The sequence below is a fragment of the Sphingobacterium pedocola genome (assembly GCF_015209965.1).
GTDB lineage: Bacteria > Bacteroidota > Bacteroidia > Sphingobacteriales > Sphingobacteriaceae > Sphingobacterium > Sphingobacterium pedocola.
In genome coordinates this window covers 549,143-563,924 of record NZ_MU158689.1, presented here as the reverse complement: position 1 = coordinate 563,924, position 14,782 = coordinate 549,143, and the positions used below count along the sequence as shown (strand labels likewise).

Sequence of the window (14,782 nt, the reverse complement as noted above, 5' to 3'; positions counted from 1 at the left end):
TTATCTTACTATAAAATGGAAAAATTGTCGCCGTCTTTTAGAAATGGGAACTGAGCCCGTGCATTTTCCAAATCTTTCGGATTGAGCGTGAACGTATACAAATCTTCATCCTCCGGTTTATAATACACGACATCTCCCACAGGCGAAATGCACATCGAACCACCCGAATAATAAACCTCATTCCCGTCGTACCCTACACGGTTTACTCCAATCACAAAAGCTTGATTTTCTAATGCTCTTGCCGGAATCAATGTACGCCAATGCGCCGAACGCTTATCTGGCCAACTAGCGATATACACCAAAAGATCATATCCATCGACCTGATTACGCGACCAAACAGGAAAACGTAGGTCGTAACAAATCATCGGGCAGATCTTCCATCCTTTAAGCTGAAGAACAATACGGGATTTTCCAGCGGTGAATACATCGTCCTCTTTAGCCATCCCAAATAAGTGACGCTTATCATAGTGCACGAAACTGCCATCCGGCGACATCCATATAAAACGATTATAATATTTATCTTCTTCTTCAATAATAAGAGACCCTGCCACGACACAGTCGAATTTCTTGGACATTTCATAAAGCCAATGCATGGAAGGGCCATCCATCTTTTCTGCACATTTTTCCACGTTCATGGTGAAACCTGTATTAAACATCTCAGGCAAAAGAATAAGATCCGTTTTCTCTCGTAGTGACGATAATCGCAAAGCCAGATTTTGAAGGTTTTTTTCTACATTCTCCCAAAACAGGTAAGCTTGGAATGTTGTTATTTTTATAGGTTCCATTAATATGAAAACAGTTTTTCCGGTGATTTATTGTTACAATTTAATAAAATTAAAATAAAATCCTATCATTTCAATCAGATTATTGCGTGCGCCGCATCAAATTATCGGCTAAGCTATAAAGCTCTTTCTTTTGAGGTTCTGTTACGTTCACTTTCTGTAGGCTTTCATAAGCCAAATGGGTATATTTTCCCTTCAATTCACCCGCCTCTTGCACAACATGATATTTTTGGTATAAATTTTTCATCCGAGTTATTTTTTCATCGGATGTAATAGCCTTATTTGTTAGCAAATCTTCGAATTCTTGAGTATCCTCCTGCTCCAATTTCGATTTTAACAAAATATACAATATGGTTTTCTTATTGGCAATGATATCGCCGGCGATTTGCTTTCCAAAAGTAGATGGATCGCCGTATACATCCAAAATATCATCTTGCAACTGGAAAGCAATTCCTAAATTGACGCCAAAATTATTGATATGTTTTCGATCCACAAGGGTAGCATTTGCTATTATTGCCCCCATTTCCAGTGCACCACCCAATAGAACAGATGTTTTAAGACGAATCATTTCAATATATTGATCTCCCGTGATCGAATCAATCGATTCAAAATCCATATCATACTGTTGCCCTTCACACACTTCGATGGCCAACTGGCTAAAAATACGCAGCAACTCCGGTATATATTCGACTTTCACAAAAGCCAACTGCTCGTACGCCTTTACCAATAAGGCATCACCAGACAATATAGCTACACTTTCGTTCCACTTCTTATGCACAGCTTCCTTTCCTCTACGCAAGGGCGCGTTATCCATAATATCATCATGGACCAACGAAAAATTATGAAAATACTCAATCGCTAAACTTGCTGGTAGCGCGTCGTCTATATTCTCGATATTAAATAAATCTGCACCTAATAAAACAAGTAAAGGGCGAATTCGCTTTCCCGAAAGAGAGAGCATATAACGGACAGGATCGTATAAATTATCAGGTGTTGCCGGAAAGTTCGACTGCTCAAGCGCATGCTGAATCTTTTCGACATATAATGTGTTTCCAAACATAGCGATGTCAAATGTTTTGCGAAGATAAGTATTTAATTTCTGAGTGGAGAAGTCGGCTAAATTTATCTAAGTTTGTACAAATAAAATAGTAGATGCGCATTTTAGTTGTCCATAATTATTATCAACACCAAGGCGGTGAGGACATGGTTTTTCATCAAGAAATTAATGCGCTTCGTCAGGATCATGAGGTGACGGAACTCACTTTTCAAAATAAGACAGGTTTTAGCGGTTTATTGCAATTCTTGAGTTATCCTTTTAACCTAATTGCATCCAATCGTATTAAAAGAGCGATAAAGGACTCTCGTCCCGATGTTGTCCATATACACAATATACACTACGCTTCTGGACCTATGATTATAAGCGCCGTCAATAGCAGTAGAATCCCGATAGTCATGACCCTGCACAATTACAGGTTAATCTGTCCCTCTGCTACCCTCTTTTATAAAAATAGTATATTTACCAATAGCCTGACAGAAAACTTCCCTTGGACTGCTGTGAAATTAGGTGTATTGGACAATTCCGTTCTCAAATCATTTTGGGTCGCATGTAGTTATTGGATCCACAAAAAGCTTGGAACATTTCACAAAATAAATACCTTTATTGTTTTATCGGATTTTGCAAAATCCGTTTTTTTAAAATCGAAAATAAACCTTCCTAGTGATAACTTCGCGGTTAAAGGAAATTACGTAGCTGATCCTCAGATGTCCCCGCAAGCGAAAGGTGAATCTTTTATATTTATTGGGAGACTGGCAGAAGAAAAGGGAATCTTACCGTTGATCGAGGCGCTGAAAGGTACATCTCATTTTTTAAAGATTTTTGGGGCGGGCCCCCAACAGCATGAAGTAGAACGCTTAACAGCTGACGTCCCTAACATAACGTATTTTGGTTTTCAAGAAAATGATGTAATCCAACAGCATCTGATAGACGCAAACGCATTACTTGTCCCTTCCATATGTTACGAAGGCATGCCTATGACGATCTTAGAGTCATTTGCATTAAGTACACCTGTAATATCAAGCAATATTGGAATATTAGCGAAAATGGTTATACCTTTATATACGGGATTACATTTCGATCCATTTGAAAAAAGGAGTATAATCGCTAGTTTGGATCAATGGCAAAGTTTAGATAGTTCCGTGAAAAGTTCAATAGGTGCCAACTGTCGGAAAGAGTATATCGACAAATATACTCCAACGCGTAATATGAGCACGCTTATTGCTATTTATAAAAATGTTATTTTAAATACGAAACAGTCATGAGTATAATTATAATGGATAAGTTAGGTCTTGCACCTCAGATCCGAGAAATATTAGAAACTGTATACGATCCTGAATTAAAACCGGCAAACATCGTAGACCTTGGCCTTGTATACGAGATTATCACGAAAGAGGGCGGTATTGCTAAGGTGGTGATGACGTTAACCGCTCCGGGTTGCCCGGTAGCTGGTGAAATAATGGACGAAGTACAACGTAAAGTGGCTTCTATAGCTGGTGTTAATGAATCTTTGGTGGAGCTCACGTTTGATCCGCCGTGGACGAAAGACATGATGACCGAAGAGGCAAAACTGGATTTGGGATTATTCTAGGACTTCTCTATTATAGCCGCCGCTTCCAAATCACTGAGCGTTTTCTGAGGTTTGGAAGGAGGCGTATCTTTCCCAAATAGCCCATTCCAAATGTTGCGAGACTCCTTCGTTAAAAGCGGAGAGACGATAGAAAGGATCAAGACATATACTACCACAAAAGATTGTATCACTGGAAGTAATCCGCCCGCCTTTCCAATATTGGCCATGATAATCGAAAACTCACCCCTTGCTGATAGTGTAAATCCAATATCAAACGACGTACGTGGCTTTAACTTCGAGAACCGTGAGGCGAAGTAACCAGAAGCGACATTTCCGATTATAGTAACTAGCGCGGCTACAGCTGCCCACCCTATGGCCCCTCCAAGCGAGTAAATATCAATCGAAAGCCCAAAACTAAAGAAGAACATGGCTCCAAAGAAGTCTTTGTAAGGTAATACCATTGCCTCAATCTTTTTAATGTACTTAGAATCAGCAAATACAAGGCCTGCCATCAAAGCACCGATTGCCTCGGCCACGTGAATGGTTTCTGAAAAGCCTGCAATAACAAATAACAAGCTGAAAATTATGAGAATAAATAATTCAGACGATTTGTCTTGCAATAATTTATCGATAAATGGGATAAGCTTCCTACCCAATACTAAAAATGCAAGAATAAAACCCAACGCCAAAAGCGAGGTACCTGCTACTGCAAAGAATGAAGTACCTCCTGTAAGAATCAAACCGGAAAGGAATGATATGTGCATGGCTATAAACAAATCATCGAACATGATCATTCCCATAATGACTTCAGTTTCGGCATTAGCTGTCCGCTTTAGATCAGTCAGCACTTTAGCTACAATCGCCGTAGAAGAGCTCGTCATAAGCCCACACAACACCATTAACTCCTTGAAAGGGAGGTTCATCAGCCATCCAATAAATAAACCCGAAACAAAGTTGATGAGTACATAAAGTGCTCCGCCAGTGACGATTGATTTCCCAGATTTGACGAGGCGCCCCACAGAAAACTCTAAGCCGAGATAAAACAATAGGAATAGAACCCCTAGCCGACCCATAAATTCAATAAAGGGCTTGCTTTCGGTGAACGTAAAAAAGGACCAGACTACATTAAAACCCGAAGTCAGCGAGGGATTACCAATTTGACTCAAAAAGTCGGAAACGAAGGTAGGATATTCTTTATTTCCCAACAACATACCTATTACAATAAAAAATGGAATAACAGAAAATCGAAGGCGGTTAGCTAATAATCCAACCAGAGCAACAAGTAGTACAGCAATTCCTATTTCTAAAATAATAATATGAGTCATATATCTTCTATAGCAATATTTCTTTTAACAGTTTAATATTCTTTTGTTTACCCGCTATTACTAGCGTGGTGCCAGGCACAATGACATAATCCGGCCCTGGATTAATAACAGTTTCATCCTCGCGGATAGCCGCAATGATAGAGGCGCCGGTACGTTGACGAACTTCCAATTGACCAATGCTTTTGTTCACACCATCATTGGACTTTTCAACTTTATACCATTCGATGCGCAAATCATCCAATGCGACTTGAATAGTTTCAAGAGCCTTGGGCTTGTACGATAGTCCCCCTAAAATACCAGCAACCTGACGGGATTCTTCATCCGATAAAGTCATAACACAGTGTGTTTCGCTTTCTTCATCATCATGACGGTACAGTTCTCGACGACCGTCATCATGAATTACAACAACCATATGGTCTCCAGCTTCAGTTTCGATTTGATACTTTTTGCCAATGCCAATGAGGTCAGACTCTCTTACGATAGACATAACTCAATAATTAATTGAAATAACATTTTTATTACCATGGGATTTATTCAATACCATTGGTGCAAAGTTACAAAAAATTACCATCACGTGCGCATGACGAATTTACCTTGGAAATAGCTCTGACAGCTATAAAAATAAGAAGAGGCTGTCTCGCAAGTAAACTATGTCGTCATTTCGACGAGGAACGAGGAGAAATCTAAAAGCATGAATAATTAAAGTTTATCTGATTTTCAGGATTTTTTATATATATCGTTAGATTTTCCTTCGGAGAGCCCTTCGGGGTTCTCCCTTTGGTCGAAATGACGTTTACACGCTTTATAAGACCTTTTGATACAGCCTCCTTTATTTTGTGGCATCAATGATTCGATAAGTCCCGTCATCTTTAAGCTCAGGTCTTCCAATGGCTATGCTTTTGGAATGATAGAATAGATAAACCCAGCCTTCGGTGCTGCCCTCTTCCCAATACTGCTTGCGCAGATCACGTGCTAGTCGACCGTCTAAATCATACTTCGCAATGAAATTCCGGAAAATCTCTTCCGGTTCTGGAAGGACATCTCCGCCGAAAAAGAAATGTTCACCCCCGGTTTCAATATGAAATGCTTGATGAAACTCCGTATGGGCTCCGTTCACAAGATACCTAATTTCTTGATTCAGCACGCCCTCTCCTTCCACCAAAGTGAGATTACCGCTACGTTGTAGTACGTCGAAAACTTCAGTACGATAGGAAGCAGACTCTGAACTATAGGCATTTTCCCACTCACCGCGTTGGATAATATACTCTGCTTCAGGAAATGCCACCCGACCTACACCGCTTTTAAAATCAACCATGCCCCCGGTATGGTCCTTATGTAAATGTGACATCAAGACATATTTTACGTCTCCTGGTTCAAATCCCAATTTTCGAATATTATGATGAATGACAAGTTCATCTTCCTGGGTACGTTGACCTAATCCAGCGTCGCACAGGAGCAGTCCATCGCTCGACTCAATTAAAAAAGGGTGAACATGTATGAATAAGGATCCCGGCCTATCTTTGACATCGTCTTTTAAGGGATCAAATGGAACAAATTTCTTGGAGACATCTACTGAAAAAGACCCCTCAAATAAGGAATGTGCCTGTATCATCTTTTATTATATTGTAAATATGACAGTTACACCAAACAACTTTAAATACGCCACGGCTACATTAGGTAGCTAAGGCTATAAAATGTATATTTACATGTAAATTAGTGTGCAAAGATATGCAAAAAAGGTGGGTACTAAAATCTAATAATGATGTCAGCAAAATTGAAAAATTACGAGATGTATTGGGGATTAGCCCCCTTATTACTAAGTTATTACTGAATCGTAGTATCGAAACTTTCGAACAAGCACGTACATTTTTTAGACCCACATTAGAAGCACTCCATGATCCGTTCTTAATGAAGGATATGGACCTCGCCATTACCCGTATCGAAAAAGCCATAGGCAATAATGAAAAAATTCTTATTTATGGAGATTACGATGTAGACGGCACCACCGCTGTATCTGTAGTATATAGTTTTTTCAGGACATTTCACAGCCGTTTAGAGTTCTACATTCCCGACCGTTATAGTGAGGGGTATGGTATCTCTATACAAGGAATCGATCATGCTGCAGCAAATGATTTTTCATTGATAATAGCATTAGATTGTGGGATTAAAGCCTTGGATAAAATAGACTATGCAAATAGCAAAGGTATTGATTTTATCATAGGCGACCACCACTTGCCTGGGGAGACAATTCCAAATGCGGTAGCAGTTTTGGATCCAAAACGATCGGATTGCCCCTACCCTTATAAAGAATTATCGGGATGTGGCATTGGATTCAAAATTATCCAAGCCTTTATCAGAAAAAACGGAATGGATATGGGGCAAGCCTATCAATATCTAGATCTGGTAGCTGTTAGCATCGCCTCAGATATCGTACCCATTACAGGCGAGAATAGAATCCTCACCCATTTCGGTCTTAAAAAACTCAATTCCAACCCCTGCGTGGGCCTTCAGGCTTTGGTTAAATTGTCAACAAACAGAACTGGAATATTTACCGTGAATGATATTGTATTTCAGATAGGGCCGAGAATAAATGCTGCGGGTCGTATTGACCACGCAAAGGATGCTGTTAACCTGCTGATATCAAAATCCGTTGAAGAAGCTGTTAATTATTCTGTAGCGGTAGATGATCAAAACAACATTCGTAAAGACTTTGACCTTAAAATTACGGAGGAGGCACTGGCCATTATCGATAACAGTGAAATAAATCAGTTACGCAAATCTACGGTACTATATAAATCCGATTGGCACAAGGGCGTTATCGGGATTGTTGCTTCTCGTCTGACCGAAAAATATTATCGCCCAACTGTTATTTTAACCCGCACCAACGGACATGTCGCCGGTTCGGCCCGCTCGGTTTTAGGTTTTGACCTATACGAAGCGTTAAGCGAATGCAGTCATCTCTTAGAACAATTTGGAGGACATAAATATGCTGCTGGATTGACGATGAAGGAAGAAAACATCCCTCTTTTCCAGCAAAAATTTGAAGAGGTCGTTCAGAAAACCATAAAACCGGAAATGCTGCAACAAGAGGTTTTAATTGAACTGGAAATTGCGTTAAATGAAATCGAGGGTAAGTTTTACCGTATTTTAAAACAGTTTGAACCTTTTGGGCCCCAAAACGATTCACCTATATTCCTGTCCACAGGTGTAAAAGCTATTGGTCCGGCGTATATTGTCGGAAACAATCATATTAAGATGGCTGTTTATCAAGATGACTCTCCCAATTTTGAATGTATTGGATTTGGATTAGCAAATCATGTTGATCACATTAACAGCGGGAAACCCTTTGATATTTGCTACGCTGTAGACGAAAATAACTGGAGAGGAAAGAAGAATTTGCAATTAAATATCAAATCTATTCGATATTAAAATAAATTCACATTGGCATCGTCAACGTATATCGGGGTAACTTCCCTTCGTAATGTCGTTTGGTTTACAAGTGTAAGAGGTGATAATAAAAGAAGGATTAATTTAATCAGTTTGTCGCTCGGGCCGCGACATGGCCTAAACTTTTTCTTGATAAAAAGTTTAACAAAAATCAAGGCTGTACCGTATTTGTCGTTTCGGCTCCGCGATGATGCAGCGCGCAGCTCTTAGGCCTCCAGCGCTCTGTCCCAAAACAAATGCTGAGATCTGCTTGGTTAAATGCAAACTCGAACTTTTCTGCAACGCGTCATCTGCTGCCTGCACGTCCAAATCCGCTAAGGCCGTCTTTTTCAATTCAGCTGAAGTATAAAGTAATATTTAAGAATAAAGCACTATCCTTACAAATTCGATTAATGTCGCCTTAGCCATTTGCCAATAGCAGGAGGAAGCACTAGCCACTGTGGCAAATGGGTATAGCGACGACTTTTGCTTCTTTTGAGAGAAAAGAAGGAGGCTGCCCGCCGATGAGGGCAAAAAATAAAATGCGGATATTAATGGTTGCTAATACAATTAGGAATTAGCGAGCGACAAACTGATTAAATTAATCCTTCCTTTTTATTACCTTATAAAATCACAGCTCCATCCACTGTTACGACAACAATAAACGTTGAATGCGGAGACGATCTCAATTTAAGAGGCTATATGGACTTCAAAAAAAACTTATAAGTTTCATTCGAAGTCCTTTTCTTTTTCAACGATGGATGAGAGCCCAGCTTGCGAGCTCGCCGAAGGTAAATCGCAAAGATTTCTCTATGATGGAAATCTTTATTAAGTTTCATCCGAAGTCTTTTTCTCTCAAAGGCAGATGAGAGACCGCAAAGATTTCTCTATGATAGAAATCTTTGCTAAGTTTGTATTCAAAGCGGACAATAATAGATGATACTTAAAGCACAACATCTTATCAAGAAATACAAGCAACGTACGGTTGTGAATGATGTATCTTTTCATGTGGAGCAAGGCGAAATTGTGGGCCTACTTGGCCCTAATGGAGCAGGAAAGACCACATCGTTCTATATGATCGTTGGATTGATCAAACCCAATGATGGCCATGTGTACTTGGATGATGAAGAGATCACCAAAGACGCTATGTACCAACGAGCTCAAAAGGGGATCGGATATCTGGCGCAAGAAGCTTCGGTTTTTCGAAAATTATCCGTTGAAAACAACATTCTCGCTGTTCTAGAAATACACTATCCCAATAAAGAAGAACGATTAGCTAAACTGGAGGAACTTTTGACGGAATTCAGTTTACACCGGGTGCGCAAAAACCGTGGAGATCTTCTTTCAGGAGGGGAACGCCGCCGTACTGAAATCGCGCGAGCGCTTGGTGCTAACCCTCATTTTATTTTATTGGATGAACCCTTTGCAGGTGTCGATCCTATTGCAGTAGAAGAGATCCAAACCATCGTTGCCAAATTAAAAGCAAAGAACATTGGCGTATTGATTACCGATCACAATGTGCAGGAAACCTTATCCATTACCGATAGAGCTTATTTGCTGACAGAAGGAAAAATCATGCTGACGGGTACTCCTGAAGAAATTGCAGGAAGTGAATTAGCACGTAAATTTTACCTCGGTCAAAACTTCGTCCTACGCCGAAAAAAACTATAATTATTTTTTGAATAGATCATACCTATGGCCATATTAAATTCGCTGTTCACATGGATTCTGAAAAAGCGCGTTCATCAGATAGAGCTTTTTATGAAGTATCCCCACGAAGTACAGGAAGAATGGTTTCAAAGTTTGATATCGACTGCGGAAGCGACTGAATGGGGCAAAAAATACGACTATAAAAGTATTTTTACACCAGAAGAATTTAAACGACGTGTCCCGATTCAAGACTATGACGATATTAAGGGATATGTAGACCGGATGATAAAAGGAGAGCAGAATATTCTGTGGCCTTCGGATATCAAATGGTTTGCGAAATCATCGGGCACTACATCCGATAGAAGTAAATTTATTCCAGTAAGTATGGAAGCATTAGAAGAATGCCATTACCAAGGCGGCAAAGATATGCTTTCCATATATTGCCACAACAGACCTGAAAACAAATTATTTACAGGAAAGACGGTTGTAATAGGTGGATCATCTCAGATCAACAATTTTAGTCCAGATTCATATTATGGCGACCTCTCATCCATATTAATCCGCAACTTACCTTCTTGGGCAGAATTCAAACGGACTCCACAATTAGAAGTAACGTTAAATCCGAATTTCGAAGAGAAAATCGAACAGATTGCGCAGATTACGATCCAAGAAGATGTGACCAGTTTAGCAGGTGTTCCAACTTGGAATATTGTCATGGCAAAGCATATCCTTGACATTACCGGAAAAAATAATCTATTGGAAGTCTGGCCTAACTTGGAATTTTACGGACATGGCGGTGTGAGTTTCAAGCCGTATAGAGAGCAGTTTAAAACGCTGATCCCTTCTACTGAGATGTACTATCTTGAAAATTATAATGCATCGGAAGGATATTTCGGTATTCAAGATCAATCTGACTCCGATGATTTGTTATTGATGCTGGATTACGGCATTTACTATGAGTTTTTACCCGTCGAGAATCTCGAGGATGAATACCCGAGAACATTAAAGCTAGATGAAGTCGAATTAGGTAAAAATTACGCTTTGATTATTTCCACAAATGCCGGACTATGGCGTTACAAAATTGGGGACACCATCAAATTCACATCCTTATACCCATATCGCTTCCAAATATCAGGACGTACAAAACAATATATCAACACCTTTGGAGAAGAAGTAATTGTAGATAATGCCGAACATGCATTAGAAGCAGCCTGTGCAGCAACTGGTGCTTGTGTAAAAGACTATACCGCCGGACCTGTTTATTTTAAGGGAGTAGAGGCTGGCGCGCACGAGTGGGTAATCGAATTTGACAAGCAACCGAATGATTTTAAGCAGTTCTGTGAAATTCTGGACAGCACGCTACGCGAAATTAATTCTGATTACGATGCCAAAAGGTATAAAAACATGGCGTTAAACTCACCTTTGGTTCACAATGCTCCCATTGACACCTTCTACAGTTGGATGAAATCTCGCGGCAAGCTGGGCGGGCAAAATAAAGTCCCTCGCCTTGCTAACAGCAGAGAATATTTAGATCCTTTACTTCAAATCATGAAAAACGCTTAACGTTCTATTGCAGATCTTTCAACAATTTATTGGCCTTTCTTCCCAATTCATCGTCTGACTTAATCTGTTGAAGCAATAAAATGGCCTGCCCGGTTTTATTCGTTTTTGTATACGCTGCCGCTAAATAGTAAGTGGCTTCCCTTGCGAATACCGACTCGCCATCAGCAATAACCTCCAATTTAGCAATCGATTCACTCCAGTTTTCTTCGCCATAATAAGTCAGCGCTTGGTAATACTTATATTGTACATTTAACGTGTCACTATTTATGAGTTGATCCAAAATCTCTCGTGCCTGACCGAAAGATTGACTATTAAAAAACGTCACTGCATCTTCATATTCCCCGGCTTCCCCCGCTCCCCTGACAATTTCAGATTCCATGACCGGAAGTTGATAAAGTGTAGATGATGTGTTGGAAAAAAATTTAACGACGACCACTATACAAGCGGCAGCCAGTATAGGAATTAGAATTCTATACAGCGATTTTGATTTATTGTTGCCCTCTGGGCGTCTATGAGCAGTTGCCGCCTCATGAAGATGAGTTCGCAGTTCATGCTCACTGCTATTCATTCTTCGTGCAAGAATCGATTGAACTTCCTTGTGCAATTTGAGCTGTTCGCTCAATTGCGGATCGGTAGCAAGTTCCTGTTCAAAAGCGATCAATTCTTCCCCTTTTAAGAGTCCGTCTATATAATCCTGAATTTTTTCTTCGCTCGTTTTCATCATCTAGTTCGTTAAAATCAACCAATTTTCTTAAAAATCTATATCCCCATTAAAGTAAGGATGTGCCTTAACCTTGGATATCAGGTTCGCCATACATTCACTTTTTTTCTTACGAAGATAAGCATACGTAATACCAAGGGACTCCGCGATCTGTTCCTGATGTTTTTCGGTCATACAACGTCGGATAATCTCCTGACATCGCTCACCTAGGGTATCCAATAGCTGCATCACCATATTTTCCTTTTCAACTTGTTGGACAGACTCCGCTATTTCCTTTGCTGATTCATCCTCAATATGGAATAAGTCTTCCGTTGATTTTGTTACCTGTATCTGCTGCTTTTTCTTCAGAGCGTTCAGCCATTTGCGCTTACAAACCATCAATAAAAAATTTTCGAACGAAGTGGTGAGCTGGAAATCTTTATCTTTAGCCATATAGTATATATCGACCAAAGCTTCTTGCAAAATATCATAACCGTCATCTTCCGTACCACTATTGTATACAATCATGGCAACTATCTTTTTTGCATAGTTTTTATATATTTTATCGATGCCCGTTCTATCATTATTTTTCAAATAGGCAAGATATCGTTGATCTACATGCATTGTCAATTGGCTTATCTTCAGTAAAAATAAACATAATTAGATTATTTTAATTATTTTAGATACTTAATTAGCCTACGAATTATGAAACTTTGGTTTACTGCTCTATATCTATTTTTAATCCCCTATATCGCGGGGGCTCAAATTGATTCATCGTTGGTCGAACAAGACACCTTCGTTAGCGTTATTCACACTCAGGTTGTAGACCATAAGATAGCCTTTAAATCGGAGCTACGCCCACTTGTACAGGTGCCGGGCGGCAGAGCTCCTTTCTACACTTATCTTTGGGACTTCGGAGACGGACATTTCAGCACTGCTGCAGAGCCGACCCACCAATATCAAAAAACCGGGGATTACGAGGTTACCGTATATGCGGTAAACAATTATGATGATGGGAGAAAACCAAAAAGACCAAAGAAAAAAGTAACCGTCAATTCGGCGCTTGCATCTTTGGAAACTTCCCCCTCCTCATTCGAAGACAGTTTCTTTACCTCCAATGGCATATTCCAAATCTTTAAAAATTCGGATGCCAAACCCGGAGAGGATATGGCGTTGGTAGTGGGTGTAAATACGAATGGCAAAAAAGGAAAGGTACTTCTTCTCACAAACGAAAAAGTAGCGGGCTTGGATGGTTTTGTATTAGCCGGACAAAGCAAGTATTACAATGAAAAAATAGACAGTGTATTGCAACATAAGGAAATAAACAGTCTTTGGGCGAATGTAAAGCAATCCACATTTACCAAAACAGGAAGTCCGGATTACGGAATCAAAGAAGAGAAGGCATTCGCATCGCCCAATGAAGCAATAGCTTATTTTTCTGATTTGCATATGGCGTATAATAGCTTAGCAACATATGAAATTGACGGAAGCCAAAGCGAAACACAATTTACCCTTATAAACCTGGATATCACCGAAGATATGCTGGTGGATACCAATGCCATTGTGACGATTACCGGTGTTTTTATACCAGAGGATGGGATTGCGAATGTGCATCAGGTGGATGTACCCGTAGTAAAATCACATGATCCAAACAAAATGTCTATCCGGCCAGCGCGTATGAATTATCGCTTTCAAAAGAAGAATAAAGAATTAACCTACAAAGTACAATTTCAAAATGATGGCGAAGGCGATGCCAAAAACATACGTCTGGAGATGTTCTTCCCTAGGGAGGTAGATCTAAGGACCTTTAAATTGCAGGCACTGTATCCACAATGTGATTCCTGTTTAACAGCGGATATGAGGGGATGCTATCAATATGACATTAAAGAGGATGGCACCTTGACTTTTCATTTTAAGGATATTTCGCTGCCTGGCACAGGTGCACCGGATATTACGGATCAAGACAGCACCAAAGGCTTTATTCTATTTACTGTACAAACGGATAAAAAATTAAAAAACAAAGCCTTCAAATCGTATACAAACATATACTTTGATAAAAATCCGCCGATTAAAACGAACAATGCTACCTCCCGATTTCGAAAAGTATTTTCTCCACTGGTAACCCTTGGAGCAAGCAGCACATTCAGCACACCTACGAACAATGACATTCAGTACAAGTTTAAGCCCGGGATTCAAATCGGGGTAGGAATAGCGCCAATAGCACCGCACAGAAAACCGTACTGGCAGGCCGAGCTGTACACCTCCACTTTTAAAGAAGAAGCCATGCACCCTTTAACCGCTGCCGAAGGTGTCGTTCAGTACGTCGATGAAAATGGGAGGAATACCGAGGCTAAATATAATGCGTATACGAGAAATAGCAAAAAAGATTTTATGACGGTACAGGTACCTGTACAGATCCGATTTAATATCAACAGCTTTCTGTCGACCGGCGCAGGTGTCAGCCTTCGCGCCGACTTCAATCTCAAGCATCAAGAATCAATTACCTACGATACGCAAAATGCTAATGGCGTAAATTTACAGATTACCATTCCGCAGGAAGTCGAAAAAGATAAAATGAGTCCGATCAAGATTAATCCATTTTGGGATATCAATGTTGGCCGGGTGTATCTCGGTCCGGCTCTCGGCATTCGCATAGCATACGATACACACCAAAAAGCAAATGCCGGGGTCTATGGTATCTGGAGATTTTAG

Annotated in this window: 13 protein-coding genes; 6 read left to right on the top strand and 7 right to left on the bottom strand. The window is 40.0% G+C overall.

Going from position 1 to position 14,782, the window contains the following annotated elements; translation table 11 throughout:
• Positions 1 to 8: 8 nt before the first annotated feature.
• Positions 9 to 785, bottom strand: a complete 777-nt coding sequence (locus C4F40_RS02250) for an amidohydrolase (RefSeq protein ID WP_196937747.1) — start codon at positions 783 to 785, stop codon at positions 9 to 11.
• A 79-nt stretch (positions 786 to 864) separates the two neighbouring features.
• A complete protein-coding gene (locus tag C4F40_RS02245; RefSeq protein ID WP_196937745.1) occupies positions 865 to 1,842 on the bottom strand; it encodes a polyprenyl synthetase family protein in 978 nt (325 codons plus the stop codon).
• Positions 1,843 to 1,934: 92 nt separating this feature from the next.
• On the opposite strand from C4F40_RS02245, the gene C4F40_RS02240 reads away from it, so the two are divergent.
• Entirely contained in the window at positions 1,935 to 3,101 is a 1,167-nt protein-coding gene (locus tag C4F40_RS02240) for a glycosyltransferase family 4 protein (RefSeq protein ID WP_196937743.1), read from the top strand.
• Positions 3,098 to 3,427: a metal-sulfur cluster assembly factor gene (locus tag C4F40_RS02235; protein ID WP_196937741.1), complete on the top strand. Its 330-nt coding sequence runs from the start codon at positions 3,098 to 3,100 to the stop codon at positions 3,425 to 3,427. Before C4F40_RS02240 ends, C4F40_RS02235 begins: the two co-directional genes overlap by 4 nt.
• On the opposite strand, the gene C4F40_RS02230 is transcribed toward C4F40_RS02235, so the two are convergent.
• From C4F40_RS02230 to C4F40_RS02220, 3 genes are all read right to left on the bottom strand, one after another.
• Positions 3,424 to 4,731 carry a cation:proton antiporter gene (locus tag C4F40_RS02230; protein ID WP_196937739.1) on the bottom strand — a complete coding sequence of 436 codons (1,308 nt, stop codon included), beginning with the start codon at positions 4,729 to 4,731 and terminating at the stop codon, positions 3,424 to 3,426. The genes C4F40_RS02235 and C4F40_RS02230 overlap by 4 nt on opposite strands.
• A 7-nt stretch (positions 4,732 to 4,738) precedes the next feature.
• Complete coding sequence (locus C4F40_RS02225) at positions 4,739 to 5,218, bottom strand: cation:proton antiporter regulatory subunit (RefSeq protein ID WP_196937738.1); 480 nt, start codon at positions 5,216 to 5,218, stop codon at positions 4,739 to 4,741.
• Positions 5,219 to 5,560: 342 nt separating this feature from the next.
• The gene (locus C4F40_RS02220) at positions 5,561 to 6,343 is read right to left on the bottom strand and encodes an MBL fold metallo-hydrolase (protein ID WP_196937737.1); all 783 of its coding nucleotides are present in this window, start codon (positions 6,341 to 6,343) and stop codon (positions 5,561 to 5,563) included.
• Between the two features lie 116 nt (positions 6,344 to 6,459).
• Here C4F40_RS02220 and recJ point away from each other — a divergent pair, with 116 nt between their 5' ends.
• From recJ to C4F40_RS02205, 3 genes are all read left to right on the top strand, one after another.
• Complete coding sequence (recJ, locus tag C4F40_RS02215) at positions 6,460 to 8,160, top strand: single-stranded-DNA-specific exonuclease RecJ (protein ID WP_196937736.1); 1,701 nt, start codon at positions 6,460 to 6,462, stop codon at positions 8,158 to 8,160.
• Positions 8,161 to 9,093: 933 nt separating this feature from the next.
• Positions 9,094 to 9,828 (top strand): LPS export ABC transporter ATP-binding protein, encoded by a 735-nt coding sequence (gene lptB / locus C4F40_RS02210; RefSeq protein ID WP_196937735.1) that lies wholly within the window; start codon positions 9,094 to 9,096, stop codon positions 9,826 to 9,828.
• Between the two features lie 24 nt (positions 9,829 to 9,852).
• Positions 9,853 to 11,370, top strand: a complete 1,518-nt coding sequence (locus tag C4F40_RS02205) for a GH3 auxin-responsive promoter family protein (protein ID WP_196937734.1) — start codon at positions 9,853 to 9,855, stop codon at positions 11,368 to 11,370.
• A gap of 4 nt (positions 11,371 to 11,374) precedes the next feature.
• Here C4F40_RS02205 and C4F40_RS02200 read toward each other — a convergent pair whose 3' ends face one another.
• Both C4F40_RS02200 and C4F40_RS02195 read right to left on the bottom strand, forming a co-directional pair.
• Positions 11,375 to 12,094 (bottom strand): hypothetical protein, encoded by a 720-nt coding sequence (locus C4F40_RS02200; protein ID WP_196937733.1) that lies wholly within the window; start codon positions 12,092 to 12,094, stop codon positions 11,375 to 11,377.
• Between the two features lie 27 nt (positions 12,095 to 12,121).
• Positions 12,122 to 12,694, bottom strand: a complete 573-nt coding sequence (locus C4F40_RS02195; protein ID WP_196937732.1) for an RNA polymerase sigma factor — start codon at positions 12,692 to 12,694, stop codon at positions 12,122 to 12,124.
• An 81-nt stretch (positions 12,695 to 12,775) separates the two neighbouring features.
• Here C4F40_RS02195 and C4F40_RS02190 point away from each other — a divergent pair, with 81 nt between their 5' ends.
• Positions 12,776 to 14,782, top strand: a complete 2,007-nt coding sequence (locus C4F40_RS02190) for a PKD domain-containing protein (protein WP_196937731.1) — start codon at positions 12,776 to 12,778, stop codon at positions 14,780 to 14,782.

Excerpts from the sequence above, each read along its gene's own strand:
- C4F40_RS02250 (WP_196937747.1), bottom strand. The coding sequence starts at position 785 with ATGGAACCTATAAAAATAACAACATTCCAAGCTTACCTGTTTTGGGAG.
- C4F40_RS02245 (WP_196937745.1), bottom strand. The coding sequence starts at position 1,842 with ATGTTTGGAAACACATTATATGTCGAAAAGATTCAGCATGCGCTTGAG.
- C4F40_RS02240 (WP_196937743.1), top strand. The coding sequence starts at position 1,935 with ATGCGCATTTTAGTTGTCCATAATTATTATCAACACCAAGGCGGTGAG.
- C4F40_RS02235 (WP_196937741.1), top strand. The coding sequence starts at position 3,098 with ATGAGTATAATTATAATGGATAAGTTAGGTCTTGCACCTCAGATCCGA.
- C4F40_RS02230 (WP_196937739.1), bottom strand. The coding sequence starts at position 4,731 with ATGACTCATATTATTATTTTAGAAATAGGAATTGCTGTACTACTTGTT.
- C4F40_RS02225 (WP_196937738.1), bottom strand. The coding sequence starts at position 5,218 with ATGTCTATCGTAAGAGAGTCTGACCTCATTGGCATTGGCAAAAAGTAT.
- C4F40_RS02220 (WP_196937737.1), bottom strand. The coding sequence starts at position 6,343 with ATGATACAGGCACATTCCTTATTTGAGGGGTCTTTTTCAGTAGATGTC.
- recJ (WP_196937736.1), top strand. The coding sequence starts at position 6,460 with ATGCAAAAAAGGTGGGTACTAAAATCTAATAATGATGTCAGCAAAATT.
- lptB (WP_196937735.1), top strand. The coding sequence starts at position 9,094 with ATGATACTTAAAGCACAACATCTTATCAAGAAATACAAGCAACGTACG.
- C4F40_RS02205 (WP_196937734.1), top strand. The coding sequence starts at position 9,853 with ATGGCCATATTAAATTCGCTGTTCACATGGATTCTGAAAAAGCGCGTT.
- C4F40_RS02200 (WP_196937733.1), bottom strand. The coding sequence starts at position 12,094 with ATGATGAAAACGAGCGAAGAAAAAATTCAGGATTATATAGACGGACTC.
- C4F40_RS02195 (WP_196937732.1), bottom strand. The coding sequence starts at position 12,694 with ATGCATGTAGATCAACGATATCTTGCCTATTTGAAAAATAATGATAGA.
- C4F40_RS02190 (WP_196937731.1), top strand. The coding sequence starts at position 12,776 with ATGAAACTTTGGTTTACTGCTCTATATCTATTTTTAATCCCCTATATC.